The sequence below is a fragment of the Deferribacter thermophilus genome, assembly GCF_049472675.1.
GTDB classification, from domain to species: domain Bacteria; phylum Chrysiogenota; class Deferribacteres; order Deferribacterales; family Deferribacteraceae; genus Deferribacter; species Deferribacter thermophilus.
Genome location: NZ_JAPNXM010000003.1, coordinates 87,394 through 104,848, shown reverse-complemented (window position 1 = coordinate 104,848; position 17,455 = coordinate 87,394). Strand labels below are relative to the sequence as shown.

Genomic DNA, 17,455 nt, shown 5'->3' with positions numbered 1-17,455 from the left:
TGTTATGCGTAAAGTGAGAGTTTTAATTGCAAAACCTGGGCTTGATGGGCATGACAGAGGCGCAAAAGTAGTTGCAAGAGCACTAAGGGATGCAGGTTATGAAGTTATTTATACTGGTTTAAGGCAAACACCTGAAGCAATAGTTAATACGGCGATACAAGAAGATGTTGATGCCATAGGTATAAGTATTTTATCTGGTGCCCATAATACTGTATTTCCTAAGATAGTGCAATTATTAAAAGAGAAAGGTGCTGAAGATATCGTAGTATTTGGTGGTGGAGTGATACCTGAGGATGATATACCATTTTTGTTATCTAAAGGGGTTAAAAAGATTTTTACCCCAGGAACCCCAACTTCAGAAATAATAAAATTTATTGAAGAAAATGTTAAACCAAAAGACGCAGCATGATTGAGCTAAATATACAAGATGAGATAGCTTATCTAAATTTAAAACCAGAGGATCGATTTAACATTCTTAATACTTCAACTATTAAAGAGATAATTGCTAAAATAAAAGTTTTGATAGATTCACCAGTTAAAGTTATCAGAATTTTTGGAGAAGGCGGTTCCTTTGCAGTTGGAGCAAATATTAGGACAATGCTTGGATATTCTGGATATGATGCAAAGGGGTTTTCGAGATTGGGCAACAGATTATTTAATTTATTGCAAGAGCTGCCACAAGTTGTAATAGCCGAAATTGATGGCTTTTGCATGGGTGGAGGGGTAGATTTTGCAGCGTCAGCAGATTTTAGGTTTGCAACAAAAAAAAGTAAATTTGCTCATCCTGGATCTAAATTAGGCATTATAACAGGCTTTGGCGGAACACAAAGAATTCCCAGATTGATGAAATTTAGCTACTATCAAGAATTTTTTATCACAGGTGATTTATATGATGCCAAGTTTCTTTATGAAGGTGGATTTTTATTAAAAATTTTTGAAGATAAGGCTACTATGAGAAGCTTTGTGGATGAGTTTGTAAAAAAAATTATAAACAAAAATAGAGTTCATATTTATTATCTTAAACAGATGGTAAATAAAGGTAGATAAAATGTTTTATGAAAGGGTTTTAAAGGGTGATAAAAGGGCATTAGCAAAATTAATAAGAGTAGTTGATGATAGGGTTGATGGTTATGAAGAAGAGGTTAGTAAACTTTTAGATTATTGTGGAAAAGCACATTTTATTGGTATTACTGGAGCTCCAGGTGCAGGAAAATCTACTTTAACTAATGAGATTATTAAACATTTTAGAAAAGAAGATAAAACAGTAGCTGTTGTCGCTATAGATCCATCAAGCCCATTTTCTCACGGTGCAATACTTGGTGATAGAATTAGGATGAGTGAACATGCAAGTGATGATGGTGTGTTTATAAGAAGTGTTGCTACAAGGGGGCATTTAGGTGGATTATCAAGCTCAGCTGTTGAAATAGCTATGATTTTTGATGCTGCTGGATTTGACATTGTTATTATTGAAACTGTAGGGGTTGGACAGGATGAGGTGGATATTGCCTATGTAGCTGATACATGTTTGGTGGTCAGCGTTCCTGGTTTAGGAGATGATATTCAGGCTATAAAGGCTGGTGTTTTAGAAATAGGTGATATATTTGTAGTTAATAAAGCAGATAAAGATGAGGCTGTTAGAACTATTAGAGACTTAGAAATGATGATTGAGCTTTCACCTAAAAGGAGCTGGAAGCCACCAATTGTAAAAACAGTTGCAACTAAAGGTGAAGGGGTTGAAGAGTTAGCAAATTTTATAAAGGAACATAAAAAGTTATCTAATTCTAAGCATTATGAAAGGTTGTATTATATCGCAAAACAATACTTAAAGGAAAAGATAGAAAAAAAATTATTAACAAAAGATAAGTTTATTGATTACTTGAAAAAATTAAAAGATCCATATAGGATTATCAACGAATATATTCTTAATTATAAATAAATTGGAGGTAATAATGGCTCATAATATGCAAAACTATGAAGAAACAGTAAAAAACTTTAAAATTGATGTGCCAGTATATTACAATTTTGGTTTTGATGTGATTGATAAATGGGCGGAGGATAGGAGTAAATTAGCGCTTATTTGGGTAGACACTGATGGCGATACACATCAAAAGTATACATTTTATGACCTTATGAAAATGTCCAATAAATTTGCAAATGTTTTAAGAGCTAAAGGGTTTAAAAAAGGGGATAAACTCTATGTTATGGTTCCAAGAATACCAGATTGGTATTCTGTAATGCTTGGTTGTTTTAAAGTTGGTGTAATACCAATGCCAGCACCAAAGATACTGAAACCAAAGGATATAAAATATAGGATTGATGCAGCAGAAGCTAAGGGAGCTGTAGTTCATGTTGAAAGTGTAGATAAATTTGAAGGGTTAGAATTACCTTCACTACAGGAAAAAATTGTAATTGGTGGCAAATATGAGGATTGGGAAGATTTCGATGAGCTGATGTCAAAAGCATCTGATAAGTTAAATAAAGAAGAAGTAGAGCCTACCAAAAGCACAGACCCTTTGATTATATATTTTACAAGCGGAACTACAAAATTTCCAAAAATGGTTATGCATGAACACTCTTATGCTCTTGCACATCTTATTACCGCTAAATTTTGGCAAGATTTGACACCAAAGGATTTGCACTGGACTTTGAGTGATACTGGCTGGGGTAAAGCAGTATGGGGTAAAATGTTTGGACAGTGGATAATAGGAACAACTGTTTTAATGCACAATGCAGCAGATAAGTTTGATCCTGAAAAACATTTATATATTATGGAAAAATATGGTGTTACTACATTTTGTGCACCACCTACTGCATATAGGATGCTTATTTTGCAAGATTTAAAAAAATATGATTTTAGCCAACTCAGACACTCTATAAGTGCTGGGGAACCTTTAAATCCAGAAGTGATTAGAATTTGGAAAGAATATACTGGGACGACTATTTATGACGGTTATGGTCAGACAGAGACAGTAAATACTATTGCAAACTTCCCTTGTTTGAAAATAAAACCTGGATCGATGGGGAAACCTACTCCTGGTTTTCATGTTGATATAGTTGATGATGATGGGAAACCTGTGCCAGTGGGAGAAGTGGGGCATATAGCAATAAAAGTAAAACCTGATCACCCAATAGGAGTTTTTAAAGGGTATTATAAAAATGAAGAGGCTACCAAAGAAGCCTTTAGAGGTGATTGGTATTTTACTGGTGATAAGGCTTATAAAGATGAAGATGGCTATTTCTGGTTTGTCGGTAGAGCAGATGATGTTATTAAAGCAAGTGGTTATAGGATTGGGCCATTTGAAGTGGAAAGTGCTTTACAATCACATCCAGCTGTTGCAGAAAGTGCAGTCGTTGGCTCTCCTGATAAGATAAGGGGGACTATTGTTAAGGCTTTTATTGTCTTAAAGCCAGGTTTTGAGCCATCAGATGAATTAGTTAAAGATATTCAAGAACATGTAAAGAGAGAAACTGCTCCTTATAAATATCCAAGAGAAGTGGAATTTGTGAAAGAGTTACCAAAGACTGTTAGTGGTAAAATTAGGAGAGTTGAGCTCAGAAAGATGGAAGAGGAAAGAAAACTTAGAGGTGGAAATAATTAGAGGTGTTTGGTTGGCTTTAATGCCAACCTTTTTTGGAGTTTTACTTGAATGAAATAGAAAATTTTGTCAAAAAGTATGATTTGCATTATTTACAAGAAATTAATAGATTACCTCATGAGATAAAAGAGAAAATTTATTCATTTTTTATACCTCAAAAGCTTTATCAATTGTTAAATATTAAAGATTTTAGTACATTAAAAGATAAATATTTTGTCAGAATATTTTGTGATTCTGGCACAGATTTTGTAAAGATAGAGATTAAAACTGATAGCAGACAAAAAGATTGGATATTTTTATTAGAGTTAGCAGATACAATTTATTATCAACTTGAATTATCATTAATAGTAATTTGTGATCCAAAAGCTGATTTTTATAATGTATATCATGATAGGTTTGGTCATAGAAATTATTTTGCTACAGCTGAACGAAATATTGAAGAAGAGATAAGAGCATTGCAGGCTGGACTTTATCCTCATCAGACTAGAAAAGGTTTAAAATTATTTGATGAAGTTTTAGATAAATTGGAAACTTTTTGTAGATTAACAGAAAAACATTTAATAGAAACTGATCCCTTAGGATATGCTAGTGCTATTTTTTATGAGAAGAAGGGGTTTGGATATATTTCGGGTAAAAAATTTATGTTAGAAATTGATAGTGAATTTTATCCCAATGGTAGATTGTATAAATTACTTGATGATTCAAATATTTTTAGAAAGAGGAGTTATTGGGATAGTGTATGGGGTAGGAGTTGGGCAATACATGATGGTGTTTTAAAAGAAGGTTTAGGTGTTGAATTTAACGATATTAAGATGTATAAACCAATTAATAAAAAATTAAATGTTAACACCTTTATGGTGAAAGGAGAAGTACAATGAAGATAGTTTGTAGAAAAAAGATAGCGTTAGGTAGCAAAAAAGAGGCTATTGTTATCCCTGTTTATAAAAATATAGAAAATTTAAAGGCTTTAACAGGTAAAAGGGTTGAAGATGAAATCAAAAAGATTTTAAACTCTGATTTTTTCTACTTTGAAGACAATGAAATTAAAAGTTTTTATATCGAAATTAACAAAAAGATTAAAAAAGTATACTTGATTAATATTCCAAAAGAGCCTGAAGAATACAGAGATTATATGAAGTTGGGGAGTAAATTTGCAGAAATATTAAAGAAAGATAAAATTTATACATTTTCTATTCTTTCCATTGAAGATATATACAATGAGAGAAAAGATTTTAATTATACAAAGTCCTTTATCGAAGGGATTTACTTCGGTTTATATGAATTTGATAGATATAAAAGTAAAAAGAATGAATATGAATTAGAAGAGATAGAGATAATTACAAATAGTAATAAGACAAAAAAGGTTTTTGATGATGAAATGGGTAAGCTGGATATAATTTTTAATAATGTTAATATGGTGAGAGATTTAGTAAATTTGCCTCATGCAGATTTGACACCTCAAATATTTGCTGATTTTATGAAACAGTTTGAAAGTGATAGATTTAAGGTCACTATTTTTGATTTTGAAAGATTAAAAAAAGAAGGTTTTGAGCTGATTGTAGCTGTGGGTAAAGGTGGTGTAAATAAGCCTTGCATGGTTAAGCTTGAGTATAAAGGAAATCCTGATAGTGAAGAAAATATAGCATTAGTTGGAAAAGGGGTCACTTTTGACTCAGGGGGGATGAATTTAAAACCAACAGGTCATATAGAAACAATGAAAACTGATATGGCTGGTGCTGCAACAGTTTTTGGGGTTATAAAGACTCTTCACGATTTAAATGAAAAGATAAATGTTTATGCATACATTCCGCTTGTGGAAAATATCATTAGCCATGAGTCTTATAAACCTGGTGATATTATAAAGTCAAAATCAGGTAAAACTGTGGAAATATTAAATACAGATGCTGAGGGGAGACTTATCTTAGCAGATGCTCTTTATGAAGCCACAAAAACTGACCCAGAGGTTATAATAGATATGGCTACTTTGACTGGGGCTTGTGTTGTGGCACTTGGTTCGTATTGTGCAGGTCTTTTTTCAAACAGAAAATTTCTTGCAAAAAATATCTCTGATATTTCTTATGACCTTTGTGAAGATATATGGGAATTGCCATTATATGAAGAATATAAGGATAGGATAAAAGGTGATATTTCTGATTTGATAAATATTGCTAAAAAAAGAGGTGAAGCAGGCTCCATAATTGCAGCTTTATTTCTACAGGAGTTTGTTGATAACTATCCGTGGATTCATTTGGATATAGCAGGACCTGCATATATAGAAGAAAAACACCCTATTTTTGGTAAAGGTGCAACAGGTTTTGGTTTAAGATTGGTGTATAATTTTATAAACAGATTTTATGTGGATAAATAATAAAAAAGGGGAGTAACCTCCCCTTTTTTAATAACTTATGATTTTAGGTAACCAAAGGACAACTTCTGGCCAAAAAGCCACCATAGCCAAAACTATTAATTGTATTATGATATATGGTATAATCCCTTTGTAAATATGCATTGTAGTAACCTCTGGTGGCGCCACCCCTTTTAAGTAAAATAAGGAGAATCCAAAAGGTGGTGTTAAAAATGATGTTTGAAGGTTTACTGCAAACAAAATTCCGAGCCAGAGCAAGTCAACACCAAAGTGTTCAAAAATAGGAGCAACAACTGGCACAAGAATAAAAGTAATTTCTATAAAATCTATAAAGAAACCAGCAATAAATACTACAAGCATGACCAAGAAAGTAAACATACCTACAGATAAATTAGCATTTATTATAAGTTCTCTGATGTAATTATCCCCACCCATACCTCTAAAAACAAGACCAAAAGCAGTTGCACCAACCAATAAAATAAAAACCATACAAGTTAAATATGTAGTTTCAATCATAACAGCTTTTAAGGTTTTATAATTTAATTTACCTTTAATTGCTGTTAATATTGTTGCAAAAAAAGCACCTACAGCAGCAGCTTCAGTGGGAGACGCTATACCTGCAAAAATTGAACCAAGAACTGCCAAAATTAATATGAATGGAAGTAAGAAAGCAGTAATAATTCTTTTGTACATCCCTTCTTTTCTAAAAGCTTCTATCTCTTCTTTCGGCATTGCAGGGCAACTTTCTGGTTTTAAAATAGTCATTATTATAATGTATAAGATATATAAAGCAACAAGCATAAGACCTGGTATAACTGCTCCCATAAACATAGAACCAATATCTACATTAAGAACAGAGCCTAATAATACTAAAACAATGCTAGGAGGGATAATTTGTCCTAATGTACCTGAAGCAGAAATAGTTCCAGTGGCAAGCTCAGGAGAATAGTTTCTTTTAAGCATTGTAGGTAAACTTAAAAGCCCCATTGTAACAACTGTTGCACCCACTATACCTGTTGATGCTGCAAGTAAAGCACCAACTACTACAACGGATATAGCGAGACCACCTCGTAAACTTCCAAAAAATAGAGCCATAGTTTCTAATAGTTCTTCTGCTAAACCTGATTTTTCAAACATAACTCCCATATATACAAAAAGAGGAACGGCTATTAGCACAACATTTGTGATTGTACCCCAAATTCTAAGAGGAAGGAGGTTAAAGAAGTCCAAACCAAAAGTTGCAAGGCCAAAGAAAAGGGAAACACCACCTAAAGTGAATGCAACAGGAAAGCCTAAGAGTAATAGACTGAAAACTGTAATAAATAGGATTAGTGGCATAGCTTCAGTCATTGTCAGCTCCTTTGAGATATTCTTGTTTGTCTGTTAAAATAAAGAAGTTTCTTATAAGCAATGAAATCCCCTGCAATAAGACAAGAAAGAAACCAACTGGAATTGCACTTTTTAATATAAACCTGTAGGGGAGGCCACCAGGGTTTGGAGAGCCTTCTTTGATAAGAAATGAATTGATTACAAAATTTTTAGAAGTATAAATTATTAAAAGTGAAAATGGGATAAGAAATAAAATTGTTCCTAAAATATTAATTAATGCTTTTTTCTTTTCACTGAGTTTATCGTAAATAACATCAACTCTTACATGCCTATCATGCTTTAATGTGTAAGCAGCTCCAAGTAAGAAAAGGAATCCAAATAGGTGCCACTCTAACTCTTGAACAGCAACAGAACTTTTTTTAAAGAGATATCTAGTAGTAACATCATAACAAACAACCAAAACCATCAAAGTAGAAAGCCATGTAACTATTAATCCAAATTTTTCATTAAACGAGTCAATTAAATTCATTATTTTGGCCATTAACTTCAAGTTAACCTCCTTGGATGGATTTTTCCCTTCATATATGCTTTTTTTATTGCTAAGTCAAGCATAATACAATGTTTAGTATTGCTGAATTAAGTTAATCTTATAGTTTGTCCAGAATGTTTATTATTTAATAACAATTGAAAAAGAAAATATAATTTGTTAAAGTAGCCAAAAAATTTAGGGGGCTATAATATGAGATTAAGTCAATATTTTTTACCCACTTTAAGAGAGGATCCAAGCGAAGCCGAGGTTGTAAGTCATAAATTTATGCTTAGAGCTGGTATGATAAGAAAAGTTGCGGCTGGTATTTATAACTATTTACCAGCAGGCTTAAAAGTTATAAGAAAAGTAGAAAATATTGTTAGAAAGTATATGAATGAAGCAGGAGCTATTGAGATACTTATGCCAGCAGTTGTCCCTGCAGAACTTTGGATAGAAAGTGGTAGATGGAATGTCTATGGAAAAGAGTTATTAAGGCTCAAAGATAGACATGATAGAGACTTTTGTATTGGCCCAACTCATGAAGAGGTAGTGACAGATATTGTAAGAAATGAAGTAAAATCTTATAAGCAGCTGCCTTTAAACCTTTATCAGATTCAGACAAAATTTAGAGATGAAGTGAGACCAAGATTCGGTTTGATGAGGGGTAGAGAGTTTATTATGAAGGATGCCTACTCCTTTGATGTGGATGATGAGGGGGCGGAAAAAAGCTATATGCTCATGTATGAAGCTTATTGTAAAATATTTGAGGCGTGTGGCCTTGATTTTGTAGTAGTTGAAGCGGACTCAGGTGCTATTGGTGGTAATTTTTCCCATGAGTTTATGGTAACTGCTGATACAGGAGAGGATTTTGTAATTAGTTGTACAAATTGCGACTTTGCTGCAAATATTGAAAAGGCTCCAGTGCTTGATGAAGGTGTAGAATCAGATGAGCCTTTGAAAGAGCCAGAAGTTGTGACAACTAAAGATATCAAAAAAGTTGTGGATGTGGCTGATTATTTGGGTATCCCACCACATAAACATGTTAAGACTCTTATTTTAAAATCAGAAGATAAGTTTTTTGCAATACTCATTAGAGGTGATAGAGAGCTTAATCTTGCTAAGGTAAAGAATTTCTTTGATTTGCCTTATGTGGAATTTGCTGATGAGGAAGATATCTTGAGGATAACAGGCGGTCCTGTTGGATTTTCTGGGCCAAAAGGTTTGGATATTCCTGTCTATGCAGATTATGAAATTAAATATATGAAAAATTTTGTGTTGGGTGTAAACGAAAAAGATAAACATCAGATAAATTCAAACCTTGGAAGAGATTTTGAGGTTGATGGTTTTGGTGATTTTAGAAATGCTGTTCCAGGGGATAAATGTGCAAGATGTAAAGAGGGTGAATACAAGATTACTAAAGGGATTGAAGTAGGGCATATATTTAAACTTGGGACAAAATATTCAAAAGCTATGAATGCTTATTATTTGGACAAAGATGGCAAGCAAAAGCTTATGGTAATGGGTTGTTACGGTATTGGGATTGGTAGGACAGCGGCAGCTGCAATTGAGCAAAATCACGATGAAAAGGGGATAATCTGGCCTGTTCAAATAGCACCATTTGAAGTGGTTATTGTTCCTATCAATACAAATTCTGAAGATGTTGTTAATCTTTCTGAAACTTTATATCTAAAACTTAAGAATAATAATGTGGATGTGTTAATAGATGATAGAGATGAAAGAGCAGGTGTGAAATTTAACGATGCTGATTTGGTAGGGTATCCTCTAAGAATAAATGTAGGTGCAAAGGCTCTTGCTAAGGGGAATGTGGAAATATTTATCAGAAAAACAAAAGAGACTGTAGAAGTGAAAAAAGAGGATGCTATTGCAAAAACTATGCAATTGCTAGATGATTTAAGAAATAGGAAGATTTAAATATTTATAGGGCTATATAGCCCTCTTTTTTTTGATTTAATCAAACAAAGTTTATATAAATTAAACAGTATTTTATTTTTCTTGAAATTTAAATCAATTCTGATATTCTATCTCTCACAAAAACTTAAAAGGAGGAATTATGAGAAAGCTGTTATTATTTGTAAGCGTAATGTTGTTACTGTTTTCAACATTACTGTTTGCAGCTCCAAGATATGGTGGAACACTTGTTTTTGGTAGAGGTGGTGATTCTGTTACTATGGATCCTGCTCATGCAACTGATGGTGAGACTTTTTATGCAACAACTCAAATTTATGACAACTTAGTACAGTTTAAATATGGTACTACTGAGATTGAACCAGCGTTAGCAGAAAGCTGGGAAGTAAGTAAAGATGGATTGGAGTACACATTTCATCTTAGAAAAGGGGTTAAGTTTCATAAAACCAAATATTTTAATGAAGATGTAGAGTTTACAGCTGATGATGTAATCTTTTCTTTAAAGAGACAGATGGATCCAAATCATCCTTATCATAAGGTAGGTGGTGCTTTTGAATACTGGCAAGCTATGGATATGAGCAATATTGTAAAAGATATTGTTAAAGTTGATAAATACACTGTAAAATTTATCTTGAAAAAGCCTGAAGCACCTTTTATCGCAAACCTTGCAATGGATTTTGCTTCTATCCTTTGTAAAAAATATGCAGACAAGCTTTTGAAAGAAGGTCATCCTGAAGATATCGGTAGATTCCCTGTTGGTACTGGGCCTTTTGTATTTGTAAAATGGATAAAAGATGATAGGATCATCTTTAAAGCAAATAAAGAGTATTGGGCAGGAAGGCCTTATATTGATAGATTGATATTAAAAGTTATTCCAAACAACTCTGTTAGGGCAGCAGAGCTTAAAACAGGGCAGATCCATATAATGGATTTCCCAAATCCTGAAGAGGTTGCTGACTTAGAGAAAAATCCAAATATAAAGATTGTTAAACAGGAAGGGTTAAATGTAGGTTATCTTGCAATGAATACAGAAAAGAAACCTTTTGACAACCCTCTTGTTAGAAAAGCGATTTATTATGCAATCAATAAAAAAGAGATTGTAAAAGCTGTTTATGCTGGTTTTGGTGTTCCTGCTAAAAACCCTATCCCACCAACAATGTGGTCTTACAATGATGATATTAAAGATTATGAGTATAACCCTGCAAAAGCAAAAGAGTTGCTAAAAAAAGCTGGTTATCCAAACGGTTTTGAAACAGATATATGGGCTATGCCTGTGCCAAGGCCATATATGCCAAACGGGAGAAAGGTAGCTGAGGCTATTCAGGCTGACCTTGCAAAAGTGGGGATAAAGGCAAAAATCGTATCTTACGATTGGGGTACATATTTACAAAAAACTAAATACGGTGAGCACTCTATGGCTCTTCTTGGTTGGACTGGTGATAATGGTGATCCTGATAACTTCCTTTATGTATTGCTGAGTTCAAAGGCTGCGGTAAAACCTGCTCAGAATATCGCATTTTATAAAAGTAAAGAGTTTGATGAATTGGTAGAAAAAGCAAAAGTTATTACAGATAAAGAGAAAAGAGCTGAGCTTTACAGAAAAGCACAGGAAGTATTTCATAAAGATGTACCATGGGTTCCAATTGCTCACTCTATAGTTGTTGAGCCAATGAGAAAGAATGTGATGGGATTTAAACTTGATCCAGTAGGTAAAAGAAGATTTCATAAAGTTTGGCTTGAAAAGTAATTATTATGGGAGGCATAAGCCTCCCTTTTTAGTATTAATAAACAATATTTTTAGTAAAAATCCTTGACATTTAGGTTTTCTTAGCTATAGTTAGGCCGCTCTTAGTTTAAAAGGGATAAACATGCTTGTTTATATACTTAAAAGGCTACTTTGGACAATTCCTACAATATTTGGTGTTTCGATACTTGTTTTTGCTATGGTTCATCTAGCACCTGGTGATCCTGCTCTTGTTATGCTTGGTGAGCATGCAAGTAAAGAATCTGTTGAAAAGCTTAGGAAAGATTTGGGTTTGGATAAACCGCTGTATGTTCAGTATCTCATTTTTGTTAAAAAGGCTGTCAAAGGGGATTTTGGAAAGTCTATTAAGAGTAGGCAGGATGTAATTGTGGAATTTTGGGATAGATTCCCTGCTACTGTTGAGTTGACAGTGGTTAGTATGCTTTTTGCAATAATTATTGGTATATTTGCTGGTATTATTGCTTCAGTAAAAAGGTATTCGATATTTGATTATACAAGTATGGTGGGTTCTCTTGCAGGTGTTTCTATGCCTGTGTTCTGGTTAGGCCTATTACTTATCTACTTTTTTGCTGTAAAACTTGGATGGCTTCCTGTTTCAGGTAGATTGTCCTATGAATATTATATAGATAAAGTTACTGGCTTTTATTTAATAGATGCTTTTATAGCAAAAGATTACGAAGCGTTTTGGGATGCTTTAAAGCACTTAATCCTCCCTGGATTTGCTCTGGGCACAATCCCTATGGCACTTATTGCCCGAATGACAAGATCTAGTATGCTTGATGTGTTGAAAGAGGATTATATAAAAACTGCTAAAGCAAAGGGGTGTTCGTCATTTAGGGTTATTATGATTCATGCATTTAGAAATGCTGCAATACCTGTGGTAACTATTGTTGGCTTGATGTTTGGTACTTTGTTGGCTGGTGCGATCCTTACAGAGACAACTTTTAGCTGGCCTGGTATTGGGAAATGGCTTGTAAATGCTGTTTATCAGAGGGATTTCCCTGTCGTTCAATGTGCAACACTGATAATTGCTGTGATTTTTGTTGTTATAAATTTGATAGTGGACATTGTTTATGCTTTTATAAATCCAAAGGTAAGGCTTGATTGATGAAGGAATCACTTTTTAAAGAATATGTTTTAAGATTTAAGAAAAATAAATCAGCTTTATTTGGATTGGTTCTGGTATCAATTTTGATACTTTTAGCAGTATTTGCACCGATAATTGCTCCATTTGATCCAACTGCACAAGATTTAAAAATGAGGTTAATTCCACCTATTTGGGAAGAGGCGGGTAAGTGGCCTCATATACTTGGTACTGATGATTTTGGAAGAGATCTGTTTTCGAGAATAGTTTATGGTGCAAGAATATCATTGATGATTGGTATGATATCTGTTGGTATTTCACTATTTTTTGGCTTAATCATGGGTTCAGTAGCGGGATATTATGGTAAAAAGGTTGATGCAGTAATAATGAGGATTGTTGATATAATGTTTTCTATCCCTGCAATTTTACTTGCAATAGTTATTGTGTCCATGCTTGGGCCAAGTCTTTATAATGCAATGATAGCAATTGGTGTGGTGGGTATCCCTTCCTATGCAAGGATTGTAAGGGCTTCTGTATTACAAGAAAAGGAAAAAGAGTATGTGATAGCCTCAAGGATAAATGGGTCGTCAGATTTGAGGTTGATATTCAAAGTTATTTTACCAAACTGTATGGCTCCAATTATTGTTCAATCGACTATGGGGTTTGCTTCGGCAGTTTTAGAGGCAGCAGGATTAAGCTTCTTAGGGCTTGGTGCTCAGCCACCAACTCCAGAATGGGGAGCAATGCTGTCAGATTCTTTGCAGTATATAATGAGAGCTCCTTGGATGATTACTTTTCCTGGGCTTGCTATTTTTATGGCTGTTTTAGGATTTAACCTTGTGGGTGATGGTTTGATGGATGTATTAGATCCAAAACAGAAGGATAGATAGATGCTGCTTAGTGTTAGAAATTTAAAAACAATCTTTGAGACTGATAAAGGGGTTATAACAGCAGTAAATGGTGTGAGTTTTGATATAGATCATGGTAAAACCCTATGTCTTGTGGGGGAATCAGGTAGCGGTAAAAGTATTACATCTTTGTCTATTATGAGATTGATTGATAAGCCTGGTAAGATTGCTGAAGGGGAAATAATATTAGATGGAGTAAACCTTTTAGAGCTTTCAGAAAAACAGATGAGGCAGATTAGAGGAAAGCAGATATCTATGATTTTTCAAGAGCCGATGACTTCCCTTAACCCTTCTTATACAGTGGGTTATCAGATTAAAGAGGTTTTGAAAATACATCAGCCACATTTAAGCAAAAAAGAGATTCATAAAAAAGCTGTAGAATCACTGGAGTTGGTGGGGATACCATCTGCTGAGGATAGATTGAAAGATTATCCATTTAAATTGAGTGGTGGACTCAGACAAAGGGTGATGATTGCAATGGCTATGGCCTGTGAGCCAGAGTTATTGATAGCAGATGAGCCTACTACTGCGCTTGATGTGACAATTCAAGCTCAGGTTTTAAACTTGATGAAAGAGTTACAGAGAAAAAAGAATACATCTATACTTTTTATAACACATGACCTTGGCGTTGTTTATGAGATGGCCGATGATGTGGCTGTAATGTATACAGGCTTTATTGTGGAAAAAGCCTCAAAAGAGAAGATATTTGATAGACCACTTCACCCTTATACAGAAGGTTTGATTAAATCTATCCCATCAACGACATCTGGAGATAGGAAAACCAAACTTTATTCTATAAAAGGAAATGTTCCAAGCTTATACGATTTACCTAAAGGTTGTACATTTTGGCCAAGATGCCCTTATGCAACAGAAATGTGCAAAGAGAAAAGGCCAGAGCTAAAAGAAGTAGAATCTGGACATTTTGTAGCGTGCTTTAAGGCTGAAGGGTTGATATAATGGAATTGTTAAGAGTAGAAAATTTAAAAAAATATTACGAAGTTAAAAAAGGTGGTCTTAATAAAAAGGCGATTTTAAAAGCTGTAGATGATGTCTCTTTTGTAATAAGTAAGGGTGAAACTTTAAGTGTTGTTGGTGAATCAGGTTGCGGAAAATCTACAACAGGGAAATTAATTTTAAGGATTGAAGATCCGACTGATGGTAGAATACTTTTTAGAGATGAAGATATTGCTAAAAAAAGTATAAATGAGCTAAAAGAGTATAGAAAAAGTGTTCAGATTATCTTTCAAGACCCATATTCTTCTTTAAATCCAAGATGGCGAGTGGGTGATATTATAGCCGAACCATTGGTTTTAAATACTGATTTATCAAAAAAAGAGATTGAAGATAGAGTGTTTTATTTGATGGAAAAAGTTGGGTTACTACCAGAACATTATTACAGATATCCACATCAGTTTTCAGGTGGTCAAAGACAAAGGATAGGGATAGCAAGGGCTTTAACGTTAAATCCAGAGCTAATAGTGTGTGATGAGCCAGTGAGTGCTCTTGATGTAAGTATTCAATCTCAGGTTTTAAACCTTTTGATAGATTTACAAAATGAGTTCAAATTAACATATCTTTTTATCTCTCACGATCTTGGTGTTGTAAGACATATTTCAGATAGAATAATTGTTATGTATCTTGGAAAAGTGATGGAAAAAGGTACTGTGGACGATATTTTTAACAATCCTTTGCATCCATATACAAAAGCTTTACTTGATGCAGTTCCAGAGATAGGCAAAAAGAAGGAGCAGAGGACAATTTTGAGTGGTGAGATTCCAAGCCCTATCAACCCTCCCAAGGGGTGCAGATTTTATACCAGATGCCCTTTTGCAAAAAGTGAGTGTCAAGAAATTTCTGGTGATTTAATAAAGGTTTCTGAGACACATTTTACAGCCTGCCCTTTTCAAAAATAATCTTGCTAAATCAGATTAATTTTTATAAAGAAAAAGTTATGGGGCGGTAGCTCAGCTGGGAGAGCACTACAATGGCATTGTAGGGGTCGGGGGTTCGACTCCCCTCCGCTCCATTTCCTTATTTTACAAAGAGCTGACTTATTTAAGGGCCTATCAGGTTTACTGCTATTTCTTTTTAAATTAATTAATTTTGTTTGTGATTGGTTTAAGCGAAACTGCTACAAATATGCTATAATCATAGTATATATTCAGGAAATCTTATTTGACGGTAATTATGTTAAAATAGAAGTTTTAGAAACTGGTGGTAGCATGGAGAAGGCTTATATTAAATTTAAATGGCAATTTTTGGGTAGGTAATTGAAACACTTTTTAGCAGGCCTATATTATAATTTGTAGTTTTTTTGAGTGCCAAAAATTTATTTGGAGGTGTTTTATGGGTGTAAAAAAGATTTTGATGTTGGTGGGTGATTATGTGGAAGATTATGAGGCAATGGTGCCATATCAAATTTTGACTATGGTGGGGCATAAAGTTGATACTGTTTGTCCTGGTAAAAAACCTGGAGAAACTGTAAAAACAGCTGTTCACGATTTTGAAGGGGATCAGACCTATTCTGAAAAGCGTGGGCACAATTTTCTTGTAAATGCTGATTTTGATAAGGTGGATGTAAACGATTATGATGCATTAGTTATTCCTGGTGGAAGAGCTCCAGAATATTTGAGACTTAATCAAAGGTTGATAGAGATTGTAAAGGAATTTGCAACTCAGAACAAACCTATTGCCTCAATTTGTCATGGTCAGCAGATACTTGTAGCAGCCGGAGTATTAGAAAATGTAGCCTGTACAGCATACCCAGCAGTGATGCCAGATATTGTAAAAGCTGGTGGCAAATGGTGTGATGTTAATGAGACCTTCACTAATGCTGTGGTAGATAAAAATTTTGTAACAGCTCCAGCATGGCCAGCTCATCCTGAATGGATGAGGAAATTTTTAGAACTTTTGGGTAGCAAAATAGAGCCATAAGATTATTTTTAAGTTTTATAAAATGCATAAGGGCTTTTGTGCCCTTGTGCATATACAAAAAAACGAAATGGTAAAAAGATGGATAAAATAATTGATTTGGTAGATAGATTATTTAACTATTATAAAAAATTTCTTCAAGGTAAAGACTTAGGTATAAAACTGTCTTTGATAGCATTTTTGAGTAGAGGGCATATTTTGATTGAAGATAGCCCTGGTCTTGGTAAAACTACACTTGCAATAGCAATAGCTAAATCGATGGGGGTTACTTTTAGCAGGATACAGTGTACCAATGATCTTTTACCCACTGATATTACAGGGCTGAATATATTCAATAAAGAGACTGGGGAGTTTGAGTTTAAGCCTGGCCCTATTTTTAACAATATCTTACTTGTTGACGAAATTAATAGGGCTACTCCGAAAACTCAAAGTGCACTTTTAGAAGCGATGGGTGAAAAACAGGTTACAATTGAAGGGAAAACTTTTAAACTTAGTCAGCCTTTTTTTGTAATTGCCACTCAAAACTCTGTTGAATCTTACGGGACATTCCCTTTACCAGAATCCCAGCTTGATAGATTTATAATGAAGATTAATCTTGGATATCCCACAAAAGAGGAAGAGCTTGAGATATTAAAAGGGGGCAGCTCAAGGTCTAAAATTTATGAATCTGAGCCAGCTATTAGTAAAGATGATGCTTTAACTTTGATAGAGTTTGTTAAAGAAAAAGTTAAGATAGATGATACTATTTTGGAGTATTTGATAGAAATTGTGGATAAAACAAGACATCATAGCAAAATAGTAACAGGGCTTTCCACAAGAGCAGCATTATCAATTGTAAATGTGGCAAAAGCTTCAGCATTGATAAATAGAAGGGATTATGTGATACCTGAAGATATCACAGATTATTATAAATACACCATGCTACATAGAATCACTTTTAAAGGTGCTTTATCTAATGAAGAAAAATTAGATATTTTAGAAAATATTATTAAATCTGTGAAGTTACCCTATTAGAGGTTGTT

Annotated in this window: 16 protein-coding genes and 1 tRNA gene; 15 read left to right on the top strand and 2 right to left on the bottom strand. The window is 33.9% G+C overall.

All coding sequences use genetic code 11. The annotated features are described in order from the left end of the window. Nucleotides 1-4: 4 nt before the first annotated feature. From OWM07_RS03995 to OWM07_RS03970, 6 genes are read left to right on the top strand one after another with little or no spacing between them, the layout of a single operon-like run. Nucleotides 5-409 (top strand): cobalamin B12-binding domain-containing protein, encoded by a 405-nt coding sequence (locus OWM07_RS03995; RefSeq protein WP_423302380.1) that lies wholly within the window; start codon nucleotides 5-7, stop codon nucleotides 407-409. Further along, the gene (locus OWM07_RS03990) at nucleotides 406-1,047 is read left to right on the top strand and encodes an enoyl-CoA hydratase/isomerase family protein (RefSeq protein WP_423302379.1); all 642 of its coding nucleotides are present in this window, start codon (nucleotides 406-408) and stop codon (nucleotides 1,045-1,047) included. Before OWM07_RS03995 ends, OWM07_RS03990 begins: the two co-directional genes overlap by 4 nt. A 1-nt stretch (nucleotide 1,048) precedes the next feature. Next, complete coding sequence (meaB, locus tag OWM07_RS03985) at nucleotides 1,049-1,936, top strand: methylmalonyl Co-A mutase-associated GTPase MeaB (protein WP_423302378.1); 888 nt, start codon at nucleotides 1,049-1,051, stop codon at nucleotides 1,934-1,936. A gap of 13 nt (nucleotides 1,937-1,949) precedes the next feature. Next, on the top strand, nucleotides 1,950-3,599 hold the full coding sequence (locus OWM07_RS03980; RefSeq protein WP_423302377.1) for an acetate--CoA ligase: 1,650 nt from the start codon (nucleotides 1,950-1,952) through the stop codon (nucleotides 3,597-3,599). A 44-nt stretch (nucleotides 3,600-3,643) separates the two neighbouring features. After that, a complete protein-coding gene (locus OWM07_RS03975) occupies nucleotides 3,644-4,474 on the top strand; it encodes a hypothetical protein (protein ID WP_423302376.1) in 831 nt (276 codons plus the stop codon). After that, nucleotides 4,471-5,964, top strand: a complete 1,494-nt coding sequence (locus OWM07_RS03970; RefSeq protein ID WP_423302375.1) for a leucyl aminopeptidase family protein — start codon at nucleotides 4,471-4,473, stop codon at nucleotides 5,962-5,964. The genes OWM07_RS03975 and OWM07_RS03970 overlap by 4 nt, the downstream gene beginning before the upstream one ends. Before the next feature lie 27 nt (nucleotides 5,965-5,991). Here the strand turns inward: OWM07_RS03970 and OWM07_RS03965 are convergent, their stop codons facing one another. Both OWM07_RS03965 and OWM07_RS03960 read right to left on the bottom strand, forming a co-directional pair. Next, a complete protein-coding gene (locus OWM07_RS03965) occupies nucleotides 5,992-7,311 on the bottom strand; it encodes a TRAP transporter large permease (protein ID WP_423302374.1) in 1,320 nt (439 codons plus the stop codon). Beyond that, nucleotides 7,304-7,831 carry a TRAP transporter small permease subunit gene (locus OWM07_RS03960; protein WP_423302495.1) on the bottom strand — a complete coding sequence of 176 codons (528 nt, stop codon included), beginning with the start codon at nucleotides 7,829-7,831 and terminating at the stop codon, nucleotides 7,304-7,306. Before OWM07_RS03960 ends, OWM07_RS03965 begins: the two co-directional genes overlap by 8 nt. Nucleotides 7,832-8,029: 198 nt before the next feature. Between OWM07_RS03960 and OWM07_RS03955 the strand changes: the two genes are divergently transcribed. The 9 genes from OWM07_RS03955 (at nucleotide 8,030) to OWM07_RS03915 (ending at nucleotide 17,447) form a co-directional block, all read left to right on the top strand. After that, the gene (locus OWM07_RS03955; protein ID WP_423302373.1) at nucleotides 8,030-9,751 is read left to right on the top strand and encodes a proline--tRNA ligase; all 1,722 of its coding nucleotides are present in this window, start codon (nucleotides 8,030-8,032) and stop codon (nucleotides 9,749-9,751) included. Between the two features lie 139 nt (nucleotides 9,752-9,890). Next, nucleotides 9,891-11,492 (top strand): ABC transporter substrate-binding protein, encoded by a 1,602-nt coding sequence (locus tag OWM07_RS03950; protein ID WP_423302372.1) that lies wholly within the window; start codon nucleotides 9,891-9,893, stop codon nucleotides 11,490-11,492. A 121-nt stretch (nucleotides 11,493-11,613) separates the two neighbouring features. Next, on the top strand, nucleotides 11,614-12,618 hold the full coding sequence (locus OWM07_RS03945) for an ABC transporter permease (protein ID WP_423302371.1): 1,005 nt from the start codon (nucleotides 11,614-11,616) through the stop codon (nucleotides 12,616-12,618). Next, nucleotides 12,618-13,484: an ABC transporter permease gene (locus OWM07_RS03940; protein ID WP_423302370.1), complete on the top strand. Its 867-nt coding sequence runs from the start codon at nucleotides 12,618-12,620 to the stop codon at nucleotides 13,482-13,484. Before OWM07_RS03945 ends, OWM07_RS03940 begins: the two co-directional genes overlap by 1 nt. Beyond that, the gene (locus OWM07_RS03935) at nucleotides 13,485-14,459 is read left to right on the top strand and encodes an ABC transporter ATP-binding protein (RefSeq protein WP_423302369.1); all 975 of its coding nucleotides are present in this window, start codon (nucleotides 13,485-13,487) and stop codon (nucleotides 14,457-14,459) included. Then, on the top strand, nucleotides 14,459-15,415 hold the full coding sequence (locus tag OWM07_RS03930; RefSeq protein ID WP_423302368.1) for an ABC transporter ATP-binding protein: 957 nt from the start codon (nucleotides 14,459-14,461) through the stop codon (nucleotides 15,413-15,415). The genes OWM07_RS03935 and OWM07_RS03930 overlap by 1 nt, the downstream gene beginning before the upstream one ends. Nucleotides 15,416-15,455: 40 nt before the next feature. Beyond that, nucleotides 15,456-15,528: transfer RNA gene (locus OWM07_RS03925), tRNA-Ala, on the top strand. A gap of 320 nt (nucleotides 15,529-15,848) precedes the next feature. Further along, nucleotides 15,849-16,436 (top strand): DJ-1/PfpI family protein, encoded by a 588-nt coding sequence (locus tag OWM07_RS03920; protein ID WP_423302367.1) that lies wholly within the window; start codon nucleotides 15,849-15,851, stop codon nucleotides 16,434-16,436. 78 nt (nucleotides 16,437-16,514) lie between these two features. Next, complete coding sequence (locus OWM07_RS03915) at nucleotides 16,515-17,447, top strand: AAA family ATPase (RefSeq protein WP_423302366.1); 933 nt, start codon at nucleotides 16,515-16,517, stop codon at nucleotides 17,445-17,447. The last annotated feature ends 8 nt before the right edge of the window (nucleotides 17,448-17,455 follow it).